Source organism: Sphingomonas sp. 22176 (genome assembly GCF_052045505.1).
Taxonomy (GTDB): domain Bacteria; phylum Pseudomonadota; class Alphaproteobacteria; order Sphingomonadales; family Sphingomonadaceae; genus Sphingomonas.
In genome coordinates, this window is sequence record NZ_JBQEPL010000010.1 from 69869 (window position 1) to 81512 (window position 11644).

Here is an 11644-nt window from a genome sequence, read left to right on the forward strand (position 1 = left end):
TCAGTAAATTGAACGGGGCTGTACGAGCCCGGCGGAGAGGTTGCATGACGCAAGCGCCACAACGGCTCCACGTGCTCGACGATGCACCGCTAAGCCGCACCCAGCTGCTGGGCATTTTGCTGTGCCTCCTGCTCAACGCCCTGGACGGCTTCGATGTTCTGGCGATCAGTTTCGCCTCGCCGGGTATCGCGGCCGAATGGCGGATCGATCGCGCGGCGCTCGGGCTGGTGCTTTCGATGGAACTGATCGGCATGGCGGCGGGATCGGTCGTGCTCGGCGCCTATGCCGACCGTGCCGGACGTCGCCCCGCCATCCTGCTGTGCCTGGTTGTCATGGCGGCCGGCATGTTCGCGGCCAGCTTCGCCGTAAATGTCGAGATGCTCTCCGCCTTCCGGCTGTTTACCGGTCTGGGCATCGGCGGGATGCTTGCCTGCACCAACGCCATGGTGGCGGAGCTTGCCAACACCCGGACGCGGAGCCTCGCGGTGGGGCTGATGGCCTCGGGGTATCCGGTGGGGGCCATCGTTGGCGGCTCGATCGCGGCGACGTTGTTGGCCGGAGGTGCGTGGCGGCATGTGTTCCTGTTCGGTGCGGGGATGACGGCGCTGTTCCTGCCGCTTGCGTGGTGGCTGATGCCCGAATCGATCCGCTATCTGGTTCAGCGCCAGCCGAAGGGCGCGCTGCGCCGCGCCAACGGGCTCTTGGCCCGTATGGGCCATCCCCCGCTCGATGCGCTGCCGCCGCTCGGGGAGAGCGGCAAAAAGCTTCCGCTCGCGCAGCTGTTGGCCCCGCCGCTCGCGCGGACGACGATCCTGCTGACCATCGCCTATTTCTGCCACATCATGACCTTTTACTTCATTCTGAAATGGGTGCCGAAGATCGTCGTGGATATGGGCTATCCCCCGTCGCAGGCGGCCGGCGTGCTGGTTTGGGCGAATGTCGGCGGTCTCTCCGGCGCGGTGCTGCTCAGCGTGCTGAGCTGGCGTGTGCCGCTGCGAAATCTGCTGGTCGTCGCCTTGCTTGCTGCAACGGCAATGGTCACGCTGTTCGGTCAAGGCGCGCATGATTTGGCGGGCCTCGCCTGGATCGCCGGGATCGCGGGCTTCTGCACCAACGCGGGCGTCGTCGGCATGTATGCGCTGATCGCCCAGAGCTTTCCAACCCACGCCCGCGGCTCGGGCACCGGCTTCGTGATCGGCGTAGGGCGCGGCGGCGCAGCAATGGGACCGATTCTTGCGGGCCTCCTGTTTTCGTTGGACCTTCAGCTGCCGGCGGTGGCGGCGGTAATGGCCGTGGGATCGCTGATTGCCTCGGTGGCGCTGCTTGGCTTGAAACGGGCGTGAGGTCGCATCTTCTACGCGGGTGCTCGGGCTAAAGACCTGATGTGCAATTTGGCGGCTCGCGTCTGCGCCTCGCATCGGGCGCATATCGGACGCCTTCTGCGGTGAACAATCCACGCCGCCGAGCGATGGCGTGCCCGATGTCAACGCGTTAGCCACTCCGATCATTGAGAAGGCCGGCGGCAGCGCCACTACGGTCCAGCCGAGGCAGCACGCGCTGACGCCGTGCAATTAGGGCACGACGCTCCGGCACTTTCTTGTGTCGTTGCGAACCCTTCCCCTATAGCCTTGCGAAGGGGAGGGGTGTGATGGGGCTTTTCGGTTTTCTGTCGAAGCAGTTTGTCGACGTGATCGACTGGGTCGACGAACCCGGAACGCTTGCTGCGCGTCACCCGATGCAGGGGCGGGAGATCCAGACGGGCGCGCAACTGACGGTGCGCGACGGGCAAATCGCGCTCTTCTACCGTGAGGGGCAGCTCGCCGATGCCTTCCACCCGGGCCTGCACACGCTGGAGACCGGCAATCTGCCGGTGCTCAGCGCGCTGCTCAACTGGGACAAGGGCTTCGCGTCGCCGTTCAAGGCGGACGTGGTGTTCTTCAGCCAGAAGGAGCAGACGGGGCTCAAATGGGGCACGGCGCAGCCGATCACGGTACGCGATCCGGAGTTCGGCCCGGTCCGCGTGCGGGCCTTTGGCAGCTACAGCTTCCGCATCGAGCAGGTGCCCGCCTTCGCCGTCAAGTTGATGGGATCGCTCCAGCGCGTGACCGTCGCCGATATCGAGCCGCAACTGCGTGCCGCGATCGCCACCGCGATTGCGTCCGCGATCGGTTCGGGGGAATTTGCCTTTGTCGATCTCGCGGGCAATCAGGCGGCCTTGTCCGAGCGGCTCAAGGCGGCGGTGGACCCTGCCTTCGCCCAATGGGGCCTGGCCTGCACCAGCTTCTACATCGAGAGCCTGTCGCTGCCCGAGGCGGTGCAGGCGGCGGTCGATCAGGCCAGCGCCCCGGCCGACGCGAGCGCACAGATCGAGAAGCTCCATCGACTCCTGACGATCGGGGCGATCACCCAGGAAGAGTTCGACGCCAAGAAGGCCGAACTGCTCGGCCGCATCCGCTGACCCATCGATGAGCCTGCATCTGCCTTGCCCGAATTGTGGTGCGGACGTGGTGTTCCGCTCGCCGGCACTGCCCGCCCGCGTGTGCGACACTTGCCGCACCATGCTGGTGCGCAGCGACGCCGGACTTGCCCAGTTCGGCATTGCCGCCGCGCTGCCGTTCGACGTGAGCCCGGTGCAGATCGGCATGCGCGGCATCGACGAGGGGCAGGCGTTCGAAGTGATCGGCCGGGTGCGCTGGAGCTGGACCGATGGCGCCTGGAACGAATGGCTGCTGCTGTTCGAGGACGGCAGTACCGCCTGGCTCGGCGAGGCGATGGGCCAGTTCATGCTGCTGCGCGAACGCCCGTTTGGCGAGGTGCGCTCGCAGACGCTGCGGGCGATCGCGAAGGGCGGCGAGGCGCAGATCGGCCAGAAGGTGGAGATGGCCGGCCGCAAGCTGGTCATCGCGGATGCACGCCAGGCGTTGTGCATAACGGCCGAGGGCGAGCTGCCCTTCGTCGCGCCGAGCGGCTGGCAGGTCTACAATGTCGACCTGCGTGGGCCGGATGGCACGTGCGCGAGCCTCCAGCGGGACGGCAAGTCGACGAGCTTCTACCAAGGCCGCTACGTGGCCCTCGCGGAACTCGCGCCGCGCGGGCTTCGCGCGATCGAAGGCTGGGCATTGCCCGATTATGCCGGCTGATCCCACTCTCTCCCCGCCGCCCACACCGGCGGTGCGCGCGCTGTCCTGCCCGAATTGCGGCGGGACGGTGGAACTGCGCGCGGCCGGCTATACCGTGCATGTCGGCTGCCAATATTGCGGCTCGATCCTCGACACCACCGATGGGCTGGTGAAGCTGGTCACCCAGGCGCATGCCGCGCAGGTGACGCCGGACATCCCTCTCGGCACGCGCGGCACGCTGTTCGGGGTGGAGTGGGAAGCAATCGGCTATCTCCGGCGCTCGCAGAACGGCTATGATCGCTGGGACGAATATCTGCTGTTCAATCCGTATCACGGCTATCGCTGGCTGGTGAACGCGCGCGGGGGCTGGAGCTTCGGCACCATGCTCACGCGGGTGCCGACCTGGCAGACCTTCAGCAGCTACACGCTGGACGGTGCCGCCTACACCCGCTTCTTCGCCGGCTCCGCGCAGGTCGATCGGGTCGTCGGCGAATTCTATTGGCGCGTGGCGGTGGGGGAGACGGTGAAGACCGGCGACTGGGTCCGCCCCGGCTTCATGCTCTCGCGCGAGACGAGCGACAGCGAGGAGAGCTGGACGCTCAACCAATGGCTGCCCGACAGGGTGATGGTCCGGGCCTTCGGGGTTGCGCCCGCACGGCGCGTCTGGCCGCCGCTGCCGCACCAGCCGTCGCCCTGGGGCGCGTGGCTGGGCAAGGGCGCGGTGATCGGCGGGATTGCGCTGTCGTTCCTGCTGGTCCTGTCGATCCTGCTCGGCGGAACGACCTGGATCGCCTCGCAATCCTTGCCTGTGGCGGTGGATGGACGCGAGCAGAACGCGACGATCGGGCCCATTCACTTGCGCGGCAGGTATCAGCGGGTGCAGGTGCGCAGTACCGTGCCGCGGCTGGAGAATGGCTGGGTAGATCTCGACTACAGCCTGGTCGATCGGCGAACGCAGCAGGTCTTCGCGGCATCAGGGGCCGCCGAGCGCTATGAAGGCACGGATTCGGATGGTCCCTGGACCGAGGGATCGCGCGACTCCGATGTCTCGATCGCAGCGGTACCGGCGGGCGACTATGACCTCGTTGTCGAGTACAAGGGCAATCGCTGGAGCCAGAGCGGCACCTTCTATCCCGATGGCGGCTGGATGGAGCCGATCAACGCGCCCCAGATCGTCGTCGAGGTCGGCACCGGGACGCTCTACGGCTCGAATGTTTTCCTGGCGTTGTTCATGATCGCCCTGCCCTGGATCATGGGTCTGCTGCTCCACCTCCGGTTCGAGAAGGCGCGCAAGGGCGAAAGCGAATTCCAGCCGAAAGCGAGCGAGGGGAGCGACGACTGATGGACAGGCGCAGCTTTCTCTACGCACTCTGGTCGCTCGCCATCGTCGGGCTGTTTCTCGCCGCGACGAGCTATGGCTGGTCGCCCTTCGCCGATGGCGGCCGTACCGATAGCGCCGCCTATAACAGCGGCGGCCATGGCGGGGGCCATGCCGTGTTCTACGGTCCGCACCACAAATAGGAGGACGCACCATGGTCACTACCCTTCCGGCGCTGCTCGCGACGCTGCTCTATGCCGTGGTCGGCATCCTCGTCTTCGTGGTCGGCTTCTTCGTGCTCGACCTGCTGACCCCGGGGAAGCTGTGGGAGGAGATCCGCGACAAGCAGAACGTCGCGGTCGCGATCTTCTCCGGCGCGGTCGCGATTGGGCTCGCCATCATCGTCGCTGCCGCCATTCATGGCTAAAGGCGATCCCGCGCATCCGAAATCCCGCGCGTCGGCACCTGCCGCCGCGCTGCTTGCCTCTGCCTTCGTCGTTTCCACCTGTGGGCTGATCTACGAGCTGCTGGCCAGCACGCTCGCCAGCTATCTGCTCGGCGACAGCGTCACGCAATTCTCGACCGTGATCGGCACCTATCTGTTCGCGATGGGGCTGGGCAGCTGGTGCTCGCGTTACGTCACCCGCGACGAGCTGCGCCTGTTCATCCGCGTCGAGCTGCTGATCGCCGTGCTGGGCGGCGCCTCGGCGGCGGCGCTGTTCGTGCTGTTTCCGCTGGTCGAGCATTTCCGGGTCGCGCTGTACGGGCTGGTCGTCGGCATCGGCTTCCTCGTCGGGCTCGAGATCCCGCTGCTGATCCGCATCCTACGCGGCTTCGATTTCCGCGAGACGGTCTCGAACGTGCTGACCTTCGACTATGTCGGTGCGCTGGCGGCCAGCCTGTTGTTCCCGCTGCTGCTGATGCCGCATCTCGGCATGATCCGCACCGGCTTCCTGTTCGGCATCCTCAATGCCGGCGTGGCGCTGGCGGTGCTGCTGACGCTGCCCCGGGCAAGCCGGTACCGCAGCGAGACCGTCTCGGCCGTGATCGTGCTGCTGGCGCTTGCCGCCGGCTTCGCCGCATCGGACCGGCTTCAGCGCTGGGCGGAGGTGGCCAGCTATGGCGAGCCGGTGATCTATGCGGTGAGCACCAAGTATCAGCGCATCGTGCTCACGCGCCGCGAAGACGATCTGCGGCTTTATCTCAACGGCAACCTGCAATTCTCTTCGCGCGACGAGTATCGCTATCATGAGGCGCTGGTGCAGCCGGTGCTGGGGCGCGTGGCGAACCCGCGCAACGTCCTGATCCTGGGCGGCGGCGACGGGCTCGCCGCGCGCGAGGTGCTGCGGCATCCCGAGGTCCGGCACCTGACGCTGGTCGATCTCGACGACGAGATGACCGGTCTGTTCTCCAAGACGGCGATGCTAACCGCGCTCAACAAGGGCGCACTGACCGACCGCCGCATGACGGTGATCAACGCCGACGGCTTTCGCTGGGCGCGCGAGGCGGCGGCGACGCGGGCGGGATCGTTCGACGCGATCATCGTCGATTTCCCCGACCCCGTCGATTATTCGGTGGGCAAGCTCTATACCGAGACCTTCTACCGCGCCGTGCGGCGGCTGATGGCGCCGGCGGGCGCAATGGTGGTGCAGAGTACCTCGCCGCTGGTCGCGCCGATGGCCTATTGGACGGTTGCGACCACGCTGGAGGCGGCGGGCCTGCAGACGCGTGGCTACCATGTCTATGTGCCCAGCTTCGGCGAATGGGGCTTCGTGCTCGCTGCCGCGCGATCCCTCCCCGTGGAGGCGCGCATTCCAGCAGGCGGGCGGTTTCTCACCCCGGCTGGTGATGCTGCACTGTTCGACTTCCCGCCGGACATGGCGCGTCGCCCGACGCCGGTGAACCGGCTCGACAACCAGGTACTCGTCCGCGAGTTCGCCGACGCGTGGAGCCGCTATGAAGGCTGACCGGCGGACGGTGCTGGGGCTGGGGGCAGGTGCGGTCGCGCTTGCCGGCGGCGGCCTAGCGATGGCGCTGGAACCTGGTGCCCCGCTGCCGCCGGGTGCGCTGGGCGGTGCCGATCTCGCCCGCGGGCATCGTCTGCGCGACGGCGGCTTTCCGGCGCCCAGCCGCTTCGAGGAGGTCGACGTGGTGATCGCCGGCGGCGGCATCGCGGGCCTGTCCGCCGGCTGGCGGCTCCACGACGCCGGTTTCACCCGCTTCCGTCTGCTCGAGCTGGAGGATGCGGTTGGCGGCAATGCCCGGGGCGGCCGCAATGCGGTTTCCGCCTATCCGCTAGGGGCGCATTACCTGCCGGTACCCAATCGCGAGGCGAAGGCGGTGCGGCATCTGCTCCGCCAGCTGGGCATCCTTGTCGGCGAGCGCGACGGCGTGCCGGTCTATGATCCCGAGCAGCTTTGCGCCGATCTGCAGGAGCGGCTGTTTTGGCAGGGGCGTTGGCAGGAGGGGCTGGTTCCCCGTACGGGCCTGACGCCCCAGGATCGCGCCGACCTGGCCGCGTTCGAAAAAACCATGGCCGGGTATTCCGCGCGGATCGGCAGCGACGGCAAACCAGCCTTCGCCGTGCCGAGAGCCTATAGCTCCGGCGATTCCGATCTAGTTGCGCTGGACGGTCTCGATTTCGCCAGTTGGCTGGACCAGCAAGGCTGGCACTCGCCGGTACTGCGCGCCCATGTCCGCTACGCGATGCGCGACGATCACGGGACCGAGCCGCACGAAGCCTCGGCCTGGGCAGGCGTGCACTATTTCGCCGGTCGGCGCGGCTGGACGGTGGACGGCGCCGGCGACAACGAACTGACCTGGCCCGAGGGAAACGCCCGGCTGGCACGCGGGCTGGCGGGCTTCTTTCCCGATCGCATCGCCCGCGGCCATATCGTCCACCATGTCGCCCAAGAAGGGGAAACGGTGCTGGTGGACAGCTTCGACACCGCCGTCGGTGTGACAGTGCGGACGCGGGCCCGCGCCGTGATCCTCGCCATGCCACACTTCGTCGCTGCCCGGATCTGCCCCGCGGTGGCGAGCGACAAGGCATTTACCTACGCGCCGTGGTTGATCGCAAACGTCACCGTCGATCGCCTGCCGGGTGGCCGCGGGGTGCCGCTCGCGTGGGACAATGTGTCGAGCACGAGCGAGGCCCTCGGCTATGTGGTCGCCACGCACCAAGCCCCGGACGCGCATCCGACCGCGACGGTGCTTACCTGGTATCTGCCGCTCTCGGACATGCCGCCGCCGGTCGCGCGGCGCCTGCTGCTGGAACGGCCGGCGGATGCGTGGAAGCAGATGGTGCGCGACGATCTGCTTGCCATGCACCCCGATCTCGCGGACGCGATCCGGCGCATCGACCTCTGGCGCTGGGGACACGCGATGATCCGCCCGACTCCCGGTTTCCTGGCACGCGGCGAGGCCGTTCGGCCGAAGCCGCCGCTGTTCCTCGCCCATTCGGACGTGAGCGGCCTGTCGCTGTTCGAGGAAGCAAATTATCAGGGCGTGGTCGCAGCCGAGGGCGCGATGGCGCTGTTCGGCCATCCCTACGCGAGCCTGCTGTGATCGGTCATCATCTCATCGCCGATCTCGCGGAGGGCAGGCAGCTAACCGATGCGGCGCATATCGAAGCCTGCCTGATCGCGGCGGCATCGGCGGCGGGGGCGACGCTGCTAGAAGTGCGGCTGCACAGTTTCGGGGTGGGGCAGGGCGTCACCGGCGTGGCGCTGCTCGCCGAATCGCACATCTCTATCCACACCTGGCCCGAATATGGCACCGCCTGCGTGGACATCTTCCTGTGCGCGGCGACCCATGACCTTCAGGCGGGACTTGATGCGATTGTGCTACGGCTGGACGCCAGGATTGCGCGGTGCACGGTGATAGAGCGGAGGTTTCTGCGATAAGGCAGGTCGGCGTATGGCCTTGGGAGGCATCGCACAACGCAGCAAGGATTTTTGTCGGCCAGCAATGGCGCGCCCGGCTGGATTCGAACCAGCGGCCTGAAGCTTAGAAGGCGTGGCAAGAGGCTTCCGAGGGCGTCTATGACTGTCTCTTTTGGAGGAGAAATAGGGAGCAGGGGGTCCTAGATTATTGCGGGGTGTCCCATTCCCCGTGACCTAAAATGTTACCTGACAGAAAGATAGGTAACATGGCCAGGTTGACCGATACTCGCGTAGCCGCGTTGAGGCCGCCTTCGGTCGGACAAGCAGAGTATCTTGACGATCTCGTCACCGGATTGCGGCTCCGCATCGGAGCGGGTGGCCGGAAGTCATGGATCGTGCGAACGCGAGCGGGCACTAAGGTGCTTAATAAGACGCTCGGCAGCTACTCAACGCTCGGCGTGGGCAAGGCGCGCGAAGAGGCCCGCAAGTTTCTTGAGGATTTGGCGACCACTGGCACGCCGCGAGTGAACCGGACGTTCGGTCAGCTGGCAGAGGATTGGTTGGACAAGGTAGCCAAGCCGAACAACCGCTCCTGGCGGTTGCAAAAGCGACGGTTGGAGATCCACGTTGTGCCGAAATGGGGTGACCGGAAACTTGATACTATCCGCCGTGTTGACGTGCGCGAACTTATCGACTCGATCGAAGGCGAGGTATCGCCGAACCGTAACCTGACTTTGGTGCGCACGCTTCTTCGATATGCTGTCTCGCGAGACTGGATAGAGTCTTCACCAGCGGGGGCAATTGGTAAGCCAAAGATTGAGAATGCGCGCGACCGTGTCCTCGAGATGGACGAGGTGCGGCGCATTTACGTAGGTGCCGACTTGCTCGGTTACCCTGCCGGTGGTTTCATGAAAATGCTCCTACTTACTGCACAACGCCAAACCGAAGTGGCGGAGATGCGCTGGGACCAGATCGATCTAGGCGGTGTGGACAAATTTGAGCCAGTATCTGGCGGTGGCGATATGGACCATTCCGAGGAAGCTGTTGGCCAGTTGATCGTAGCGGGTGGCGATGGCGCGGTTGATTTTGAGCTGCCCGAACATGCGCTCAATGCGATTGCGCTGCTTGTAGAGCGCCCGATCATGCTCGATTTTCACGCGGCGGTTTGATCTGCCGGGGATGACGGCTTCGATATTCCGTTCGGCAAGGTCGGCACGGATCGCGTCAGCGTCGTAGCCCTTGTCGGCGAGCAAAGCCTTAGGTGGACGCTCGGACAGGCCGATCAGGGCGTCATAGGCTTTGCAATCTGCCGCCTCGCCGATCGTCAGATGGAAGGCGAGTGGTCGCCCGAGGGTATCTGCCAGACAGTGAAGCTTACTGGTGAACCCGCCCGGCGAGAGGCCAAGAGCGCGTCGATGAGTTCCCCTTTTCCGCCCGCTGCCGAGACGTGGGCGCGAACGGTGGTGCTGTCGATGCTGTAATGGTCGCTATCCGCCACTCGGCCAATGTCACGGCGATGGTCTCCCAGACTCCCGCTTCGCTCCAACGTCGGAACCGGCGATAAATGGTGTTCCAACTGCCGTATTTGGGCGGGACATCGCGTCACGGAGCGCCGCAACGGAGCCGCCAGAGTATGCCGTTGATGATCGAACGGTTTTGCTCGGGCGGACGGCCTCGACCACGGTTCTGAGGCTCGATCGGCAGCAAGCCTTTCATAACGCGCCATTCCGTTTCAGTCAGATCACCGCGGCTCAAGCCTACCTCCAAAAGGCAGCCTTGAATCAACCTCATCGCTTCACGTCAATCTCGCCGCGCGTTTCCTTCAGCAGCTCGATTGCGAAAGCCGCCCTTTGGGAAATAAGTTCATCCATGACAGCCGTGCCAATAAACGACGCCGCGCCGAAGGCATCGACACTGAAACTGGCGCTGATGGGGCTCATGACCCTCTGGTGCCCGTATATTTTCGTCTGGTTCATTAAGAAACCAGAATACCCGACGGCGTTCCGTCGGGCCTTCACGGCATGGGCGATCTTCTGGTGCGGATGCGCAGTGCTGTTCTTTGTCGTGCAATTCGTAACGGGCGATCAACCCAGATAGGCATCCAGCCTGCCCCGAATTTGTCCACGCCGCCTAGTCTCGAGTTATCCCGCGGCATCACCATACGCTTACCGCTCGGCGGATTGCCCGCAAGTGGGCCGCGAGCCGCCATGGCGAAAAATGGTGGGAAGTTGCCGTTCAGCATGGGGCGTGCCAGTACACACCTTGGCTTGGCTCCCAATAGCAAGCTGCGAGCATCGGGAGGTCCCGCTTTGCGGCGCGGCACCTCGTACCCGTAGCCCTCATCGAGATATGATTTGGTGGTGATATCGACGCCCCAAGTGTGAACCGTAACATTTTCGGGGCTGAGGCAGGCGAGGGTCCGGGGCCATCGGGCCTTGGGGACTTGCCTCCACTTGCTTGGCGGTTCGGGCGGATGTGTATCCATCAGCGCCTGAGCCTCGGCTCGGATCGTTACGAGCTTCGCGACATCGGAGTTGCACCGTCTTCGCACCTTCCCTCGATCATGCTGTGGCTGGTAAACAATGAAGGCTGGGCCAGTATGACTCAGCCACCCTTGCCCGCTTCGTGAAGACCATTGACCCGAGCCGGCCGGTCAATGCCCGACAGCAGTTGGCTTAATGTCGGGCCTGGAGCTTCCGACGTGTTCGACATCCAAACCTATGAGGACGTGCCCCATGTCCCCACCCGACAGAGCGACCGTGCGATCGTGATCGGCGAATGTGGCGGGGTCGGCCAGCCGATCGAGGGGCATCTGTGGCGGAACGACAAGCTCTGGGAGCTATCAGGTCTACAACGACTCCACGGACTATCTCGACCGATACCGGCGCAAGTTCGAGGAGATCGTCTGCCAGGCCCGGGTCCATGGTCTCAGCGCCTCGGTCTACACCCCAGACGGCCAACGTGGAGGGCCAGATCAACGGGTTGCTGACCTATGATCGCGCCGTCGCGAACGCGCCGCCGGAGGCGTTCGCGACCATGGCACGGCCGCTTTGGTCGGCGGCCCTACCGGCCGGCGGCGGAAATGGTCGGGCGAAGAAACGACAGTAGCGCCGCCACACTTCCCCCGGAACAAATTGCATCGGCATGGCGACACCTCCGCAGTGCAAGCAGGAAGCGCCGCCCGCTTGCAAGTTCGGGAGCGAGCGTGTGCCCGCGCTCCCGAAGATACGATGCAGCGTGGTGGATGGCGTGCGATCCCAGAAGGGATCCGCACAAGCGGGCAACTGTACCAAGGCGCGCGGTGTCATCGCTGCCAGGCTTCT

Annotated in this window: 11 protein-coding genes and 2 pseudogenes; 10 read left to right on the forward strand and 3 right to left on the reverse strand. The window is 65.3% G+C overall.

What is annotated here, in order from left to right:
* Positions 1 to 44 precede the first annotated feature (44 nt).
* The 10 genes from ACTJKY_RS20380 (at position 45) to ACTJKY_RS20425 (ending at position 9490) form a co-directional block, all read left to right on the forward strand.
* The gene (locus ACTJKY_RS20380) at positions 45 to 1343 is read left to right on the forward strand and encodes an MFS transporter (RefSeq protein ID WP_440847937.1); all 1299 of its coding nucleotides are present in this window, start codon (positions 45 to 47) and stop codon (positions 1341 to 1343) included.
* A gap of 305 nt (positions 1344 to 1648) precedes the next feature.
* Complete coding sequence (locus ACTJKY_RS20385) at positions 1649 to 2458, forward strand: SPFH domain-containing protein (protein ID WP_440847917.1); 810 nt, start codon at positions 1649 to 1651, stop codon at positions 2456 to 2458.
* Positions 2459 to 2465: 7 nt separating this feature from the next.
* Positions 2466 to 3140, forward strand: coding sequence for a DUF4178 domain-containing protein (locus tag ACTJKY_RS20390; RefSeq protein WP_440847918.1), 675 nt, complete (start codon positions 2466 to 2468; stop codon positions 3138 to 3140).
* Positions 3130 to 4461, forward strand: a complete 1332-nt coding sequence (locus tag ACTJKY_RS20395) for a DUF4178 domain-containing protein (RefSeq protein ID WP_440847919.1) — start codon at positions 3130 to 3132, stop codon at positions 4459 to 4461. The genes ACTJKY_RS20390 and ACTJKY_RS20395 overlap by 11 nt, the downstream gene beginning before the upstream one ends.
* Positions 4461 to 4640, forward strand: a complete 180-nt coding sequence (locus tag ACTJKY_RS20400; RefSeq protein WP_440847920.1) for a hypothetical protein — start codon at positions 4461 to 4463, stop codon at positions 4638 to 4640. The genes ACTJKY_RS20395 and ACTJKY_RS20400 overlap by 1 nt, the downstream gene beginning before the upstream one ends.
* Positions 4641 to 4651: 11 nt before the next feature.
* On the forward strand, positions 4652 to 4864 hold the full coding sequence (locus ACTJKY_RS20405; RefSeq protein ID WP_440847921.1) for a DUF350 domain-containing protein: 213 nt from the start codon (positions 4652 to 4654) through the stop codon (positions 4862 to 4864).
* The gene (locus ACTJKY_RS20410) at positions 4857 to 6404 is read left to right on the forward strand and encodes a polyamine aminopropyltransferase (RefSeq protein WP_440847922.1); all 1548 of its coding nucleotides are present in this window, start codon (positions 4857 to 4859) and stop codon (positions 6402 to 6404) included. Before ACTJKY_RS20405 ends, ACTJKY_RS20410 begins: the two co-directional genes overlap by 8 nt.
* The gene (locus ACTJKY_RS20415; protein ID WP_440847923.1) at positions 6394 to 8004 is read left to right on the forward strand and encodes a flavin monoamine oxidase family protein; all 1611 of its coding nucleotides are present in this window, start codon (positions 6394 to 6396) and stop codon (positions 8002 to 8004) included. The genes ACTJKY_RS20410 and ACTJKY_RS20415 overlap by 11 nt, the downstream gene beginning before the upstream one ends.
* Entirely contained in the window at positions 8001 to 8342 is a 342-nt protein-coding gene (gene speD / locus ACTJKY_RS20420; protein ID WP_440847924.1) for an adenosylmethionine decarboxylase, read from the forward strand. Before ACTJKY_RS20415 ends, speD begins: the two co-directional genes overlap by 4 nt.
* 245 nt (positions 8343 to 8587) lie before the next feature.
* The gene (locus tag ACTJKY_RS20425) at positions 8588 to 9490 is read left to right on the forward strand and encodes a tyrosine-type recombinase/integrase (RefSeq protein WP_440847925.1); all 903 of its coding nucleotides are present in this window, start codon (positions 8588 to 8590) and stop codon (positions 9488 to 9490) included.
* On the opposite strand, the pseudogene ACTJKY_RS20430 reads toward ACTJKY_RS20425, so the two are convergent.
* The 3 genes and pseudogenes from ACTJKY_RS20430 to ACTJKY_RS20440 form a co-directional block, all read right to left on the reverse strand.
* Positions 9377 to 9703, reverse strand: a pseudogene (locus tag ACTJKY_RS20430) (IS5 family transposase); the annotation flags it as partial. The gene ACTJKY_RS20425 and the pseudogene ACTJKY_RS20430 sit on opposite strands and share 114 nt — an antisense overlap.
* Positions 9696 to 10112 (reverse strand): annotated as a pseudogene (locus tag ACTJKY_RS20435) (transposase). The pseudogenes ACTJKY_RS20435 and ACTJKY_RS20430, both read right to left, overlap by 8 nt.
* Positions 10109 to 10261, reverse strand: coding sequence for a hypothetical protein (locus ACTJKY_RS20440; protein WP_440847926.1), 153 nt, complete (start codon positions 10259 to 10261; stop codon positions 10109 to 10111). The pseudogene ACTJKY_RS20435 and the gene ACTJKY_RS20440 overlap by 4 nt, the downstream one beginning before the upstream one ends.
* Positions 10262 to 11644 lie beyond the last annotated feature (1383 nt).